Annotated in this window: 17 protein-coding genes and 1 riboswitch; all 17 genes read right to left on the bottom strand. The window is 47.9% G+C overall.

Translation table 11 applies throughout. From position 1 onward, the window contains the following. Positions 1-47 precede the first annotated feature (47 nt). Entirely contained in the window at positions 48-1,562 is a 1,515-nt protein-coding gene (atpA, locus tag C1T21_RS04685; RefSeq protein ID WP_013312325.1) for a F0F1 ATP synthase subunit alpha, read from the bottom strand. A gap of 19 nt (positions 1,563-1,581) precedes the next feature. Next, on the bottom strand, positions 1,582-2,127 hold the full coding sequence (locus C1T21_RS04680; RefSeq protein ID WP_103047406.1) for a F0F1 ATP synthase subunit delta: 546 nt from the start codon (positions 2,125-2,127) through the stop codon (positions 1,582-1,584). Beyond that, positions 2,124-2,612 (bottom strand): F0F1 ATP synthase subunit B, encoded by a 489-nt coding sequence (gene atpF / locus C1T21_RS04675; protein ID WP_023990709.1) that lies wholly within the window; start codon positions 2,610-2,612, stop codon positions 2,124-2,126. The genes C1T21_RS04680 and atpF overlap by 4 nt, the downstream gene beginning before the upstream one ends. 113 nt (positions 2,613-2,725) lie before the next feature. Beyond that, positions 2,726-2,950 (bottom strand): F0F1 ATP synthase subunit C, encoded by a 225-nt coding sequence (atpE, locus tag C1T21_RS04670; protein ID WP_025683777.1) that lies wholly within the window; start codon positions 2,948-2,950, stop codon positions 2,726-2,728. A gap of 103 nt (positions 2,951-3,053) precedes the next feature. Next, positions 3,054-3,878 carry a F0F1 ATP synthase subunit A gene (gene atpB / locus C1T21_RS04665; RefSeq protein WP_103047405.1) on the bottom strand — a complete coding sequence of 275 codons (825 nt, stop codon included), beginning with the start codon at positions 3,876-3,878 and terminating at the stop codon, positions 3,054-3,056. A gap of 29 nt (positions 3,879-3,907) precedes the next feature. After that, positions 3,908-4,288, bottom strand: coding sequence for an ATP synthase subunit I (locus tag C1T21_RS04660; RefSeq protein WP_103047404.1), 381 nt, complete (start codon positions 4,286-4,288; stop codon positions 3,908-3,910). Further along, positions 4,281-4,535, bottom strand: coding sequence for an AtpZ/AtpI family protein (locus tag C1T21_RS04655; RefSeq protein WP_103047403.1), 255 nt, complete (start codon positions 4,533-4,535; stop codon positions 4,281-4,283). The genes C1T21_RS04660 and C1T21_RS04655 overlap by 8 nt, the downstream gene beginning before the upstream one ends. Before the next feature lie 171 nt (positions 4,536-4,706). Beyond that, on the bottom strand, positions 4,707-5,876 hold the full coding sequence (gene wecB / locus C1T21_RS04650; RefSeq protein ID WP_061832041.1) for a non-hydrolyzing UDP-N-acetylglucosamine 2-epimerase: 1,170 nt from the start codon (positions 5,874-5,876) through the stop codon (positions 4,707-4,709). Between the two features lie 110 nt (positions 5,877-5,986). After that, entirely contained in the window at positions 5,987-6,616 is a 630-nt protein-coding gene (gene upp, locus C1T21_RS04645) for a uracil phosphoribosyltransferase (protein ID WP_013312332.1), read from the bottom strand. Between the two features lie 356 nt (positions 6,617-6,972). Continuing rightward, complete coding sequence (locus C1T21_RS04640; RefSeq protein ID WP_103047402.1) at positions 6,973-8,238, bottom strand: ABC transporter substrate-binding protein; 1,266 nt, start codon at positions 8,236-8,238, stop codon at positions 6,973-6,975. Positions 8,239-8,253: 15 nt separating this feature from the next. Continuing rightward, entirely contained in the window at positions 8,254-9,090 is an 837-nt protein-coding gene (locus tag C1T21_RS04635; protein ID WP_103047401.1) for a carbohydrate ABC transporter permease, read from the bottom strand. Continuing rightward, positions 9,090-9,998: a carbohydrate ABC transporter permease gene (locus C1T21_RS04630; protein ID WP_372238714.1), complete on the bottom strand. Its 909-nt coding sequence runs from the start codon at positions 9,996-9,998 to the stop codon at positions 9,090-9,092. Before C1T21_RS04630 ends, C1T21_RS04635 begins: the two co-directional genes overlap by 1 nt. 149 nt (positions 9,999-10,147) lie before the next feature. After that, positions 10,148-11,398, bottom strand: coding sequence for a serine hydroxymethyltransferase (locus C1T21_RS04625; RefSeq protein ID WP_013312336.1), 1,251 nt, complete (start codon positions 11,396-11,398; stop codon positions 10,148-10,150). Positions 11,399-11,518: 120 nt separating this feature from the next. Then, entirely contained in the window at positions 11,519-12,106 is a 588-nt protein-coding gene (locus tag C1T21_RS04620; RefSeq protein ID WP_103047400.1) for a TIGR01440 family protein, read from the bottom strand. Positions 12,107-12,326: 220 nt separating this feature from the next. Then, positions 12,327-12,408: riboswitch (ZMP/ZTP riboswitch) on the bottom strand. A 78-nt stretch (positions 12,409-12,486) separates the two neighbouring features. Beyond that, positions 12,487-13,071, bottom strand: a complete 585-nt coding sequence (locus C1T21_RS04615) for a low molecular weight protein arginine phosphatase (protein WP_103047399.1) — start codon at positions 13,069-13,071, stop codon at positions 12,487-12,489. 104 nt (positions 13,072-13,175) lie between these two features. Beyond that, positions 13,176-13,736, bottom strand: a complete 561-nt coding sequence (locus tag C1T21_RS04610; protein ID WP_023990719.1) for a manganese efflux pump MntP — start codon at positions 13,734-13,736, stop codon at positions 13,176-13,178. A 142-nt stretch (positions 13,737-13,878) separates the two neighbouring features. Further along, a complete protein-coding gene (locus tag C1T21_RS04605; RefSeq protein ID WP_103047398.1) occupies positions 13,879-15,126 on the bottom strand; it encodes an L-threonylcarbamoyladenylate synthase in 1,248 nt (415 codons plus the stop codon). Positions 15,127-15,230 lie beyond the last annotated feature (104 nt).

Below are 15,230 nucleotides of genomic sequence, written 5' to 3'. Positions count from 1 at the left end.
CGCTTCCTTAGGACATCTTTCATCATAAACAGGCAAATTCCAATGTATTAAACCGACGTGGCGAATGATTTTTTGAATTTCTCGATAGCCGCCTTCAAAGCCGCTTCGTTATCAGCAACCAAGTCTTTCGTGTCGCGGATAGATTGAAGCACATCCTGATGGTCAGACACCATGAAAGACAGGAAGTCTTTTTCAAAACGTTTTACATCCGCTACAGGGATATCATCAAGGAAGCCTTTTACAGCAGTATACAAGCTTACTACTTGTTGCTCTACAGCAAGCGGTTGGTTAACGCCCTGTTTCAGAATTTCCATCATGCGTGCGCCGCGATCCAGACGGGCTTTAGTGGATTTATCCAAGTCTGACCCGAATTGGGAGAACGCTTGAAGCTCACGATATTGAGCAAGATCCAGACGCAGAGAACCTGCTACCTTTTTCATTGCTTTAATCTGAGCAGAACCACCTACACGAGATACGGAAATACCTACGTTGATCGCTGGACGTTGCCCTGCATAGAACAAGTCAGCTTCCAGGAAGATCTGTCCATCCGTGATGGAAATAACGTTAGTTGGGATATATGCAGAAACGTCGGAAGCCTGTGTCTCGATGAACGGCAATGCGGTAAGTGATCCGCCGCCCAACTCATCATTCAGCTTCGCTGCACGTTCCAGCAAGCGAGAGTGAAGATAGAAAACGTCACCCGGATAAGCTTCACGACCCGGTGGACGACGCAGCAACAGGGACAGTTCCCGGTAAGCAGACGCTTGTTTAGTCAAGTCATCATAAACAACAAGGACATGCTCGCCTTTGTACATGAAATACTCACCCATGGCACAACCAGAGTAAGGAGCAATGTACAGCAATGGTGATGGTTCGGAAGCAGATGCCGTAACGACAATCGTGTATTCCAGCGCACCGTGACGACGCAATGTTTCAACAACTTGAGCTACCGTGGATTGTTTTTGACCAATAGCGACATAAATACATTTCATGCCGTTACCTTTTTGGTTCAAAATTGCATCAATTGCAATAGAAGTTTTACCTGTTTGACGGTCACCGATGATCAACTCACGTTGACCACGACCAATCGGAACCATCGCATCAATAGCTTTAATCCCCGTCTGCATAGGCTCATGTACCGATTTACGGGCCATAACACCTGGAGCCTGACTTTCAACCGGACGGAATTCTGTTGTAGCAATCGGTCCTTTACCGTCTACTGGTTGTCCCAGTGGGTTAACTACACGTCCGATCAGTGCTTCCCCTACAGGGACCTGCATGATCTGACCTGTACGTTTTACTTGACCGCCTTCACGAATGTCAGAGAATTGACCCAAAATAACAACACCGACATTGCTTTCTTCCACGTTGAGCGCCAAGCCCAATACGCCAGTGTCGAATTCAACCAATTCACCGGCCATAACTTTTTCCAGTCCGTAGACGCGGGCAATACCGTCGCCGACTTCAACAACGGTGCCGACTTCAACGACCTCGATATCATTTTTATATTGTTCAATCTGACTTTTAATCAATGAACTGATTTCCTCAGGTTTGATACTCAAGTGTGTTCACCCCTATCTTCTATACTCGTCTGTTAAAGGATTTCTCGAGACGATCCAGCTTGCCGGCCAGACTGCCGTCGTACAGTGTATCGCCGATAACCACTTTCAATCCGCCCAGCAGACTCGGGTCCACTATATTTTCCACACGGATTGTTTTATGTTCACGGGCTCCGAATTGCTCGGCTACCGCTGTTTTTTCCTGATCACTTAAAGCATAAGTCGAATACACCTTTGCATGAGCAAGTCCCAGCTTGTATTCCTGAATATCGAGGTATCCGGCAAGGAGAGATTCGAACAAATCTGCTCTACTACGCTGAATCAACAGCTTGATCGTGTTAATTAGCGAGGCAGACAACTTGCCTTCAAAACTGTTAGCTAGAACTTGAAGCTTGACCGCTTCCGTAATGTTAGGAGAATTAATGAATTTACGGATTTCAGCATCCCCCGATACAGCCTCTACAAAAGCACGTAGCTCCTGCTCGGTTTCCATAATGGTCTGTTCTTGCTCTGCCACTTCAAACAAAGCTTTCGCATACCGTTTGGCAACTACCGTATCCCGGCTCATGCTTTGCCTCCTACCTCTTTAAGGTATTGGTCGACAAGCTCTCCCTGGACTTGGTCTTCCTTGATTTCCTTTTGAATCAGCTTGGAAGCAATTTGTACCGAAGCTTTACCCACTTCGCTGCGCAGTTCGGCAACCGCCTTATTACGCTCGCTTGTGATTTCACGAACAGCTTCGTCTTTCAGGCGGACAGCTTCGTCTTTAGCCTGAACAATAATTTGCTCCGCTTGTTTGTTACCTGTTTGTTTTGACTGCTCAATAATGTCGTACGCTTCCTTACGTGCCTGCTGGAGAGCCTGCTTTTGCTCCTCAACATAAGCAGCAGCCTGTTCACGCGTCTGTGCCGCTTCATTCATTTGCTGTAATACAAGCTGACGGCGCTTCTCCATAACGGAAAAGAGAGGGCCGAATGCATAACGCGTCAGTAACCAGTACAAGATCAAAAATGCAATGATTGTGAAAACGATACTTGTCCAATTTAAACTCAATTGAAGTCACTCCTTTCCGGTGAACGTCGGTCCTAGTATTCTCTTAAGCCAAGCAACAAAGAAGGCGCGGATGGCTGTGGCCTTCCCCGCCAAACCTTGCAAGTTTCAAATTATTATGCCTTAGCGTAGAAAATAAACGCCAGAACGACCCCGATAATAGGCAAGGCTTCAACCAGACCTACACCGATAAACATTACCGTTTGCAAAGTTGATTTAGCCTCAGGCTGACGAGCGATACCTTCAACTGTTTTACTTACGATCAGACCGTTACCAATACCTGCGCCGAGCGCACCCAAACCTACTGCGATAGCTGCTGCTATTAATGCCCAAGCTCCCATTTAAAAATCCTCCTTAGAGATGTGTATTTGTGTTGTACATGTATTTGCAGTTAAGAGCGAAGCGTACTCCTGAACTTAACTAAAAACCCGAAACTAAATTTACCTAATGCTCTTCTTCATGCGTGTCAATTGCCTGTGAAATATATACGAACGTCAAAATGGTGAAGACGAACGCCTGAATACTGCCGACAAAAATACTAAACCCTTGCCAGACAACGAGTCCCAATACGGAAGCAATCCAGCCTCCTACACCAAGTGCTGTCAATTTCAGCAGAACACTGATCAAAACTTCGCCGGCAAAAATATTACCGAATAGACGCATACCATGTGTCAACAGTTTTGAGAACTGCTCAATCAAGTTAATTGGCAAAAAGAATGGAAATGGCTGAACGTAATGCTTGAAGTAAGCTTTGGTATTACGGAAGATCCCCAGGAAATGAACCAGGACAAAGATCATCAAAGCCAATCCAATGGATACCCCTGCATCTGCGGTAGGTGATTTCCACCAGCTGATGCCTACATGGGCAACTTCGCCCGGGTGAGACGCCTGTGCTTGTTCTAATGCTTCTTTGACTGGAATGATTTCATGTCCAAATACTTGGGCACTTTGCGCATTATCGAATTCGGTCACAATCCCGAACGGTAAGCCCAGCATATTCCCTACGAAAATGAACATGATCAGCGTCATCCCCAAGGAGAGGAATGGCTTCCCTTTTTTCAAATCCATCGTGCTGGTAATCAGTCCTTGAACGAATTCTACGACCCATTCCATAAAATTTTGCAGCTTGCTTGGATTGTCCACAGACAAATTGCGCGTTGCAGCAAATGCCAGTCCAAATACAATCGCACAAGTCACAATAAGCATAATAATGACGGACAAGTCAATGTTAAACCCGCCCAATTCGATAATCGGTGATTCATGCAACATGTTTTCTCACCCCTTTCTCAGTTGAGCCATCATTTTTCCTGTAGCGCGAATATGATGCCTATAATTAAAAGAAGAAATTGTCCAGTCACCAGGCTTGCCATTACAGCGATCTCATGGAAATAGGCCGGAAATTCTAGCGCCAGCACTACTGCCAAAATAGAGGTCCCTACTCGAACGCCAAAGCCAATGCCCACCTTTTTCTTCTTGCCTTCACCGGCGGCTGCACTCGCAACCTGTCGAATTTTGTAGGCCATATACAGCACATTAAGACAGCTTACTCCCGTTCCCAGAATGATTCCGTGAGCAATGTCACGATGTTGGGGCATGAAGGCGGAGACCAGGAAACACAGAGCCATAATACCAAGCGCTACGATCCATAACATTTTTTGCATACGGGTCATCTCATTCATGGTTATCCCTCAGTACCTTTCCGATCACAAGGGCAATACTTAATGCGCCTACAACCAAGCCTGCGAGAACGCTTACGCCAATCCAAATTCCGGAGCCACCAAGTTTGGCATCAATCCATTTTCCGACATAGAAACCACCCAGTGTGCATATCGCCAAATCAATGCCGATCGCGCTCACCAGTCCTATAGCCTTAAAGGCATTTCCGGTGTTATTTCGGTTGTTGTTTTGCTTGGAAGGTTTGACCACTTTTCCATGTCACCCCTGCAATTCCAGTCCATTTTACTTAAATATAAGATGCTTTGTCAATTGAGATATTTTAGTGCCCTAAAGTATAAAATCAAACGACAAAGCATCTTAAATTGCTGTATCCCTTGGTAACCGTACAGTTTAACTGTATGCTTGCCTTGTAAAGAATAATTATATCGGACGAACACCTTTTGTGAACATTGTGTGAAATTCCTCAGGACGTTCAGTTTGAACACCATAATGGTGCAAAATCGCATTGACAATTCTTACTGACGCTTGTCCATCGCCGTAAGGATTCGCTGCCTGACTCATAGATTCGTACAACGCGGAATCTGTCAAAAGTGCCTTAGTCCGATTGTACACGTTCTCTTCACTCGTACCCACCAGTTCCAAGGTGCCCGCTTCAATTCCTTCCGGTCTTTCAGTCGTATCACGCAGCACCAGAACAGGTACTCCGAACGAAGGTGCTTCTTCCTGAAGCCCACCGGAATCCGTAAGGATCAGATGTGTATGTGGATAAAAATTGTGCAGATCCACGACATCCAGCGGATCAATCAGCTTAATACGCGGATGGTTGCCTAAAATCTCAAATGCAGGTTCCTTCACTGCCGGACTTGGATGAACCGGATAAACAATAGCGATATCCTCAAACTCATCCGCAATTCGCTTAACCGCATTAAAAATCTGACGATGCGGTTCCCCTTGAGATTCCCGGCGATGTGCTGTCATAAGAATCAGGCGTTTGCCCTGAGCCCAATCCAGTACAGGGTGCTCGTAATCCTGGCGAACCGTATACTGAAATACATCAGTTACTGTATTGCCTGTAACATATATTCGCGATTCAGGCTTGTTTTCCTTCCGCAAATTTCCAGCCGATAAAGAAGTAGGCGAGAAATGCAGATCAGACAGCACGCCTGTGAGCTGACGGTTCATTTCTTCAGGATATGGAGAAAGCTTGTTCCACGTCCGCAAACCCGCTTCCACATGCCCTACTTCAATCTGCTGCATAAAGGCTGCATAGCTGGCGAGGAAAGTGGTCAGCGTATCGCCGTGAACCAACACGATATCGGGCTTGGCCTCACGCAATACAGGTTCAAGACCTTGAAGTACCCGCATCGAGATTTCATTTAGTGTCTGGCGATCCTTCATTACATCCAGATCATAGTCAGGGTGAATATTGAAAACTTCCAGAACCTGATCAAGCATCTGGCGATGTTGAGCCGTAACGCATACCACGGACTCGATATGCTCCGGGTGACGCTGAAGCTCCAAAATAAGAGGAGCCATCTTAATCGCTTCCGGACGCACACCAAAAATTGTCATCACTTTGATTTTAGACATTTTCTGTTGAACCCCTTTTCATAATAAATGTCCGCTTCACAGATCTTCCATTATTCAGAAAAACGACCTGTCATAACGTCCATAGATTTTTCCGAACCGCCAAGGGCAGTCTACTTGGTTCCGTACAAGCGGTCTCCCGCGTCGCCAAGACCCGGAATGATGTACCCATGATCATCCAGACGCTCGTCCAGTGCAGCGACATAGATGTCTACATCAGGATGCGCATCCTGCACAGCTTTGACTCCTTCAGGAGCAGCAATCAGATTCATCATTTTAATTTGAGTACAGCCTCTCTTTTTCAACACATCAATTGCCGCAATTGCCGAGCCACCCGTTGCAAGCATCGGATCAATCACGATCAATTCGCGCTCAGTTACATCTGTAGGCAGCTTCGTATAGTATTCTACGGGTTGCAGCGTCTCAGGATCGCGGAACAGTCCCACATGGCCTACCTTTGCTGCAGGCAGCAGCTTTACTACGCCATCCAGCATACCCAAGCCTGCACGCAGAATCGGAATAAGACCCAGCATACGTCCTGAAATCACTTTACCTTCTGTCTCAGCAACCGGTGTCTGCACCGTAATGCTTTCCAGCGGGATATCCCGTGTAATTTCATAAGCCATCAATGTTGCTACTTCATCCACCAGCTCGCGGAAATCCTTGGTGTTGGTCCGCACATCGCGGATAAATGTAAGTTTGTGTTGGATCAAAGGGTGATCGCAAACCACCAGTTTCGCCATAATATATTCCCTCCGGTATTATCGTCACGTTCTTTCGCGCCAGCATATCGAACTATCCTGAGTCGAAAGGATCTATGTAACCTATTTGCACAAACCAAATAAGCACAGATGCAATGCGTGCCTGTAAATCCTGTTTATTATAACATTCCCTTGATTGATTTAACACCTGCCACCGTAACCTTTTGTCAAGGGAAAGATATGACATGTAAAATACTTAATAGGACCGCTTTACGTGTGACTTTCGTCACATAAAACCACATCAAAAAGGCCCTGACGGCACTTGACCGTCAAAGCCTGCTGGCTTTAAACTTCCTGTCCATGCTATAGCCTTTGCTTCCTCATGCAGCGGTATTCTTTTATCTATACTTCAAATTGTCCCATGCTCCCTGAAATTGCTGAAGCATTTCGTCCTTCGTTATAACTCCTGCAATATAGGCTTGCATACTACTGCTTAAATCCTGATTTAGCCCTTTCGGGAAGCGTTGAAAGTTCCAACTCCATATCTTGCCTTCCCTCACATGCCGAGATATTTCTGCACCTAGAGCACCGGTCGTCTCGTCACTGGACGTGATACTTTTGAAGGCAGGAACAAACTTAAATTCCTTGGTGATATAATGCTTGCCTGTTTCTGATGTGACCAACCAATTGAGGAATTCTTTTGCCTCCCGCTTCACAGGCGAATTTTTATTGACCACCCAGTTCGAGGCCACTCCCACCGCGAGTCTACCTCCTGTGGAGGGATCATTGTCTATAGGCGCAGGCAGAATACCCAAATTCAAGTTAGGATTAATTCCATCCATTTGCGGTTGCGTCCAGTTCCCCTGGTGCATCATAGCAGCCTTACCTGTCGAAAACAGTGTCACTTGTGTATTGTAGTCCGTCGTGAGCGGATTGCGGTTCCCATACTTTATAGTCAGGTCAAGCAACTTCACCCACTGATCGAACACGGGGTTACCGGGGATGCGAGCCGTTCCTTTGTTTAAATCCTCAACATAACTTTCCGGGTTCGGCTGTCTGGCAAACGGGATATTGATAAAATGGTTCCCCAGAACCCACCATTCCGCATACCCGTTAGCAAAAGGTATAATCCCTGCCGCTTTCAGTCGCTTGGCTGCTTCCTCCAGTTCATCTATCGTCTGAGGCAGTTTGGTTATGCCCGCTTTTTTAAACAAATCCTTGTTATAAACAAATCCAAATCCTTCTAGGTTCATAGGCTGTCCATAAATTTTACCGTTAACCGTCATCGGCTTACGAGCGAAATCGTCCAGATCTTTCACCCATGGCTGATCCGACAAATCCTCCAAGTACTCCAACCACGTATCGCGATCCTGGTAGCCCTCATTTGTAAAAATGTCCGGCTGATCGCCTGATGCGAATTTAGCCTTCAACGAAGCACCATAGTCCGTACCACCACCGACAGATTGGATATCCAGCTTGATGCCAGGGTGGGTCTTTTCATATTCAGCCTTCAGCTTGTTTAACGGTTCCGATATCTCTACTTTGAATTGATAAATGTGTATCGTTTTCGTCTCACTCTGTTGAGCCTTCGTATTTCCACAACCTGCAAGTGTACATGCGAGCAGCACCATCAAGGAGATGACAAGTAACGCTGTTTTTTTCATCGACTATCCCTCCCATCAGCCTTTGACCGCACCGGCTGCAATGCCAGAAACGATGTATTTTTGCATCACCAGAAAAAACACAACAATTGGCGTGATCCCCAACACCAGTGCTGGCAGCGCCAAGTCCCATTGCTTGGTGTACTGACCAAACAACATATAGGTTGCAATCGGAATGGTGCGAAGCTCAGGATCATTCAAAATGAGTGAAGGCAACAGATAGTCATTCCAGATCCATAAGGTATTCAAGATAAGCACGGTTACGAACATAGGCAGCAGCAGTGGACAAACGATGCGAAAGAACACCCCGTACCGGGATGAACCGTCCACCCTTGCCGCCTGCTCGATCTCAATAGGTACCGTTTTAATAAAGCCATGAAATAGAAAAACGGATAAAGGCGCTCCAAAACCCAGATAACATAAGATCAGTCCCGGTATACTGTTGTTCAAGCTCAATACGTTAGACACTTCCATAAGCGGCAACATAATCGATTGAAAGGGAACTACCATCGCAGCCACAAGCAAACCGAATAGGAACCGATTAAAACGAGTGTCATGCCGAACCATCTGGTAAGCAGCCATCGAGCTGATTAGCAGCAAAAGCGCATTACTGACGATCGTGACAATCAGTGAATTCCCCAGTGCTGTGGGAAAGTTTATTTTATTCCAGGCGTTAGCATAGTTTTCAAAACGGAAGGTTGTCGGCCACGAAGCGGAATGGGCCAAAATGTCGCCAAAGGATTTAACGGAGTTTACGAGCAAAAAATAAAACGGAACCAGAAAGATTAACCCGATCACAATTAGCAATATTTCAGCAGCCCATGTGCCCAAACGATAGTTTGACGTTTTTCCCATTACATTTCGACCTCCTTTTTCTTCGTGAGACGCACCTGAATGCTGGTAATGATTGCAACGACCACAAAGAAAATCATAGCTTTGGCAGTCCCCAATCCAAGTCGATTATTTGTAAACGCTTCATTATATATGTCCAACGCTACAGACTCTGTCGACTTGAAAGGTCCCCCCTTCGTGAGAGCCAAATTCAACTCAAATACTTTAAAGGACCAGGATATCGCCAAGAACAAGCAGACGGTCACCGCTGGCATAATAAGTGGCACTACGATATGACGCAAAATCTGTCTTCGGCTTGCACCGTCGATTTGGGCCGATTCAATAAGGGCATGCGGGACATTATTTAACGAGGATATGTAAATAACCATAAGATAACCTGCATATTGCCACACAAACACAATGACAGTTCCCCAAAAAGCAGTTGGCCCATCACCCAGCCACGGCAGTTTAAAAAAAGAAAGCCCTGTTGCCTCACCTACTGCAGAAAAGCCGCGTACAAATATAAATTGCCAGATAAAGCCGAGCAGCAAGCCGCCAATCATATTGGGCATAAAAAATACAGTTCGCAGTGCATTACGGGTACGCAACGGTTTGGTAAGTGCATAGGCTAGGAAAAAGCCAATCAGGTTTGTCAGAATGACACCACATACGGTAAACCGGACCGTAAACCAGAATGCATTACGGAAATCTGGATCATCCCTAAAAATATGAACGTAATTCCCTAGCCCGAGCCATCGAATATTTTCAGATACTCCATCCCAGTTCGTCATGGAATAATACAACCCCAGCAGGAACGGAATGACCATAATCAAGACGAAAAACAACGCCATCGGTCCTACAAATACGATTTGCTGCAATAATTGCGCGGATTTTCTTTGACTCAATGCAATCACTCCTTTGTCGTAGATCATGAAGAATAGCGCGCGCATAAACCCTTACTGTAATCGCTTATTACCCAAAAATGTAAGTTTCGAGTCGTTCGGAAGCAAAAAAAGACTGTTCTCCTCCGGCTTACGGAAGGAAAACAGCCTATAACATAAAGATTATGAATGTCGATGAATTAGTATTGAGTTCCTGGATAAATCGGGAACTTGTCTGTCAACTCGCCAACCGCTTGGCTTGCTTTGGACAATACAGTATCATCTTTCGGGTTTTTGAGGGTTTCGGCAATGATTTTACCGATTTTGACCATAGCCTCTTCATCCATACCACGAGATGTTGCAGCAGGTGTACCAATACGAATTCCGCTTGTTACGAATGGGCTGGTCGGGTCAAAAGGAATTGCGTTTTTATTGACCGTGATGCCCACGGAATCCAATACATGCTCCGCTTCTTTACCTGTGATATTCAAATTGCGCGTATCCAACAGCATCAGATGGTTATCCGTACCACCGGATACAATGTTAATCCCCTCAGCCAGCAGTGTTTCAGCCAGCACCTGTGCGTTGCGAACTACGTTTTGCGCATAGGTTTTGAACGATGGCTGGAGCGCTTCACCCAAAGCAACCGCTTTGGACGCGATCACATGCATCAGTGGCCCCCCTTGAGTACCAGGGAAAATAGCTTTATCAATCGCTTGCGCCCATGCTTTGCGAGTCAGAATCAGACCCCCACGCGGACCACGCAGCGTTTTGTGTGTCGTTGTTGTTACAAATTGGGCATGCGGAACTGGACTCGGGTGAATTCCCGCTGCCACGAGACCTGCGATATGTGCCATATCCACCATGAACAGAGCACCTACATCATTGGCAATGGAAGCAAAAGCTTCAAAATCTATAGTACGCGGATATGCACTCGCGCCAGCTACAATCAGACGAGGGCGGTGCTTAAAGGCTGCCTTGCGCACTTCATCGTAGTCGATGCGGAAGTTGTCTTCGCGTACACCGTAAGCAGCAAAGTTATACAACAAGCCGGAAGCGTTAACCGGACTTCCGTGTGTTAAATGGCCACCATGCGCCAGATTCATACCCAGTACAGTATCTCCAGGTTTGAGAGCTGCCAGATACACCGCCATGTTGGCTTGTGCTCCAGAGTGAGGCTGCACGTTAGCATGCTCGGCGCCGAACAGTTCTTTTGCGCGGTCACGTGCGATGTCTTCAACGATATCTACATGCTCACAGCCACCATAGTAGCGTTTATTTGGATAACCTTCAGCATATTTATTCGTCAGCACGGAGCCCATCGCTTCCATTACTGCTTCACTGACAATGTTCTCGGATGCGATTAGCTCGATATTGTGGCGTTGTCGTTTCAGTTCAAGTCCCATTGCTTCCATCACTGCTGGGTCACTTTTACGCAGGTGTTCCATCATGATTGATTACTCCCTCTCCATAGTCAATTGTTGGGTATACAAGCAAACGCCTGCTCCTCTGTTGGGTACCTCATCATCAATGCAAAAAAGATTAGTACAAACATGCCGCCATGCCAAATGCTAATCGCAGTTTCCACCGACTTCTTGCTCCAGACTATACACTGCCCGTTGTCCACCAATAAGTGGAGGACGGGTGAACGCCGCTGTCACACGTGCTTCGCCAATCCAGCGAAAACTTGGGCGAAATGGAACAGCAATGGGTCGCAGATGCATGCCAATCAGCGTTTCGCCGATATCTATCCCGGCATGAGCCTGCACGTTCGCCGCCAAACACGCGTCACTCATAGAACGATAGGCGACGGTGCCCATAGAGCCTCCTGCTGTACGAACAGGAACAGCTGCAACCTCCATCAGTCCCAGTCGCTCCAGCACAGCACGTTCAACGACCAGCGCTCGGTTCAAATGCTCACAGCATTGAAACGCCACATCAAAGCCATACTCCCTGCGAACGGACTCTACTCCAGACAACAGTTGCTGAGCCACATCGAGCGCTCCCGCCGTACCAATCCGACTTCCAGCCACTTCACTTGTGCTAGCGCCAATAACTAGCAGGCGGCCAGCCTTGAGACTGGCTGCTTCTGCGATTTCCCGCACGACAGAAGTGGTCTGTGCTTCCAGCGAAATCTCATGATCCAATTGTCCCACCATTGGAACCTCCTTTGGTTGAACAGCCTCTCAGAGACTAGGCACGGTCTCATGCCCCAAGTTCAACACACTCTCTCCTGATCACAATCTGACTATATTATAGCCGATGTTTCAGATTTCGAGCAGAAAAAATGGAAGAACCTTTAAAGGAATCAACTCTCAGCTAAAAATCTGGCATAACTTGTATATGAAAAAAAGAGCAGTCCACACCTATGTGGAATTGCTCTTTTGCCCAGGCGACCGGCCGTATATCCGATGCTCCATCGTGGTTAATCCCACTTTTGTCGCCAGTTACATCGGATTCTCATTTTTCCACCTTATCTTAACGGATTAACCGCCGAAAATCAACAGATTCCGTACAAAACAGATGAGTAATACCAATTTTATTCGGAAGAAGCCTTTAGCTTGTCCAGCAGCTTATGCAGCGCCGTACGGATTTCCGCAGCTGTGACATCGTAGTCCTCTCGCGAACCGCCAAACGGATCTGAAATATCAAAGCCCGGAATCCGTTGGTGTAATTCAATCATTCGTTCACGCTCTTGTGCCGATAGCTCTTGTCCGAGTGAAGCCATCAACTGCTGTGAAGCATATAAACCATCCAACTCCTGTACATCATTCAACACCGCATCCCGGTTCTCCACATATTCCTTAAGCGTAAATACTTTTCCCGCCGTTTGGGGAAAGCGCTGAATTACGTGCTGTTTATGTCCTTGCGTCAAGGTTAAGATCAGATGCGCCCACCCGGCAAGCCCGTCGCTCAAAGGGGTTGAAGTGATCTGATCGGATATACCGTGATCACGTAGAACCTCCTCTGCATGTCGGGATATCGGCGTGCCTTCCATCGCGGCTACTCCCGCAGAACGCACTTCCAGTTCTAGCCCATGCTCAGCAGCCAACTTACGTAGCATCCCTTCAGCCATTGGACTGCGACAGGTATTCCCTGTGCATACGAATAAGATATTCTTCAACGTTTTCACCCCCCGTATGTTAAAAATATATAAAAACAGAGGATTACTATAATCCTAATTCTTTAGTATAATCCTGCATTTATTTTACACTGTCTACGCTAAAATCAAAACATAAACATAAAGCCGAATGCCAACAAAATGGCACCACCCACCGCTTCTCCATAATCCCCCAGATTGCGGCTGACCTTGCGACCCAATAGCAGGCCCAACATCGCCATTGCTCCCCCGCAAAAACCAAACGCCAGAACGGACAGCACCAGATCACTCTGGAACATACCCAGTGACACTCCTACAGAAAATGAGTCAACGCTCACCCCAAGTGCAAACAGCAAAAGGCCTAAAGGCGAACGATGATCCAAAACCTGTACGCCGTCCCCTTTAAAGGAATTATACACCATATGCCCGCCCAAAAGGATGAGTAGACCCCCTGCGAAGTAGGCCGTCACATGACCTAATAAAGAACTCATATAATGGCCTGTGAACATTCCCAGCAATGGCATCAGAATGTGAAAAAAACCAATAACAGTACTGATGCGCAGCACGTCTCGCAGGCGTATCCCCTTCATGCCGATCCCTACACCCAGCGATAACGCATCCATTCCTAGCGCTACCGCCATGATTAGAATCGTTACAACCTGCCCGGCATGGGCAGAGGCTGCCAGCATACTCCATCCCTCCATTATCCGTCTGTTCTTGTACACGTTATGCGGACAAGGGGCAAATCAGTACAAGCATACACTGAAAGTACCCAATACCGAGACGAGGAGGGAGGAAAATTTAATATAAGAGGCTCTGATTCGACAGAAGCTACAAGCGGACGATTCGGTGACCTGCCGCTTTAAGCAGGCGGTTCATGACGGCGTCTCCCAATCCTTTCGGCGGACAGGATTCCGCCAAAATGTAGGTGACGCCGTCCTCGTCGCAGCGGCGCAGCACGCCGTACAGGCGCTGCGCTGCCTCATGGAGCGCGTCCAGCTTGCCTAGCGTGTAGACGCGTTCTCCGGCGTAGCCGGCGGCATGCTCGTCGAACGCGAGCACTGCCGTGCGCTCCCCGCGCGCGGAAGCCTCCGCCAGCGCGGCGCGAATCCAGCCCGTCACCTCAACGGACGACGGGCCTTGTACCACGCTCAAGCGGCCTCGCGGCGCGTAGTGCGTGTACTTCATGCCCGGCGAGCGCGGCGCGGGGCTGTCTGCGTCTTCCCCGGGCGTAACAGTCAACGCCGGGTCCAGCACGACGGCGCGAGCAACCGCAGCGAGCTGCTCAGCCGTCACGCCGCCGGGGCGCAGGATGGTGACGGTTCCGTCGTCACCCGCCTGCACCACCGTGGACTCCAGCCCCACCCCCGTGGGACCTCCGTCCAAAATGCCGCCGATGCGGCCCTCCAGATCCTCTCGCACATGCTGTGCAAGGGTGGGACTGGGTCTTCCCGACCGGTTGGCGCTTGGCGCAGCCAGTGGACAACCCGCTTCAGCGATCAAACGAAGCGCTATCGGATGATCCGGCATGCGCACACCGACTGTATCCAACCCGGCTGTCACACGTGATGACAGTGCCTGCGGCACTACTGGCAATACGAGAGTCAGCGGTCCCGGCCAGAACATATTCATCAGCGCTCGGGCCGTATCGTTTATTACTGCTACCAACCCCTCTAATTGATCAGCATCAGAAATATGTACAATGAGCGGGTTATCGGAGGGACGTCCTTTGGCAGCGAATACCGCCTCCACCGCTTTTGTACTACGAGCATCGGCCCCCAGGCCGTACACAGTCTCCGTAGGAAAAGCTACCGTCTCTCCAGCTTGGAGGAGTACGCCGGCCTCCTGTATGCCCTTTTCCGCCGCGAGCCGAGTCTGTTCAGCCCAAACTTCGTCAGAAACATCCCCGTCAATGTTGCTCACAGGAACCAAACATCTTACATCCCACCATTGGGTATGGGAAGACTTCAATGCCTGCTTCAGCTCGCAATTTTCCTGTTCGTCCAGCTTTTGCTCAGGTTTTTCCTTTTGCACAAAATCTCCGCGCAAGTCTTGCAATTGATTCGATTTATCGCTCATATCAGATCATCCCATATCTTATTGTCATATACAGGCCAGTGATTTTGCTTGATCCCATAAGGCTACTTTGAAAGATCAGTTTATTTGGCTCTGCCATGTGTATA

Origin of the sequence: Paenibacillus sp. F4 (assembly GCF_002894905.1) — a bacterium.
Taxonomy (GTDB): domain Bacteria; phylum Bacillota; class Bacilli; order Paenibacillales; family Paenibacillaceae; genus Paenibacillus; species Paenibacillus polymyxa_B.
Note: the sequence above shows the minus strand (reverse complement) of the source record. Positions and strands in the feature narration are given on the sequence as shown.

Bases quoted from the DNA above. Each gene is read 5' to 3' on its own strand.
- C1T21_RS04680 (WP_103047406.1), bottom strand. From the start codon at position 2,127: ATGAGCCGGGATACGGTAGTTGCCAAACGGTATGCGAAAGCTTTGTTT.
- atpE (WP_025683777.1), bottom strand. From the start codon at position 2,950: ATGGGAGCTTGGGCATTAATAGCAGCAGCTATCGCAGTAGGTTTGGGT.
- atpB (WP_103047405.1), bottom strand. From the start codon at position 3,878: ATGTTGCATGAATCACCGATTATCGAATTGGGCGGGTTTAACATTGAC.
- C1T21_RS04660 (WP_103047404.1), bottom strand. From the start codon at position 4,288: ATGAATGAGATGACCCGTATGCAAAAAATGTTATGGATCGTAGCGCTT.
- wecB (WP_061832041.1), bottom strand. From the start codon at position 5,876: ATGTCTAAAATCAAAGTGATGACAATTTTTGGTGTGCGTCCGGAAGCG.
- upp (WP_013312332.1), bottom strand. From the start codon at position 6,616: ATGGCGAAACTGGTGGTTTGCGATCACCCTTTGATCCAACACAAACTT.
- C1T21_RS04640 (WP_103047402.1), bottom strand. From the start codon at position 8,238: ATGAAAAAAACAGCGTTACTTGTCATCTCCTTGATGGTGCTGCTCGCA.
- C1T21_RS04635 (WP_103047401.1), bottom strand. From the start codon at position 9,090: ATGGGAAAAACGTCAAACTATCGTTTGGGCACATGGGCTGCTGAAATA.
- C1T21_RS04630 (WP_372238714.1), bottom strand. From the start codon at position 9,998: ATGATCTACGACAAAGGAGTGATTGCATTGAGTCAAAGAAAATCCGCG.
- C1T21_RS04625 (WP_013312336.1), bottom strand. From the start codon at position 11,398: ATGATGGAACACCTGCGTAAAAGTGACCCAGCAGTGATGGAAGCAATG.
- C1T21_RS04620 (WP_103047400.1), bottom strand. From the start codon at position 12,106: ATGGTGGGACAATTGGATCATGAGATTTCGCTGGAAGCACAGACCACT.
- C1T21_RS04610 (WP_023990719.1), bottom strand. From the start codon at position 13,736: ATGCTGGCAGCCTCTGCCCATGCCGGGCAGGTTGTAACGATTCTAATC.
- C1T21_RS04605 (WP_103047398.1), bottom strand. From the start codon at position 15,126: ATGAGCGATAAATCGAATCAATTGCAAGACTTGCGCGGAGATTTTGTG.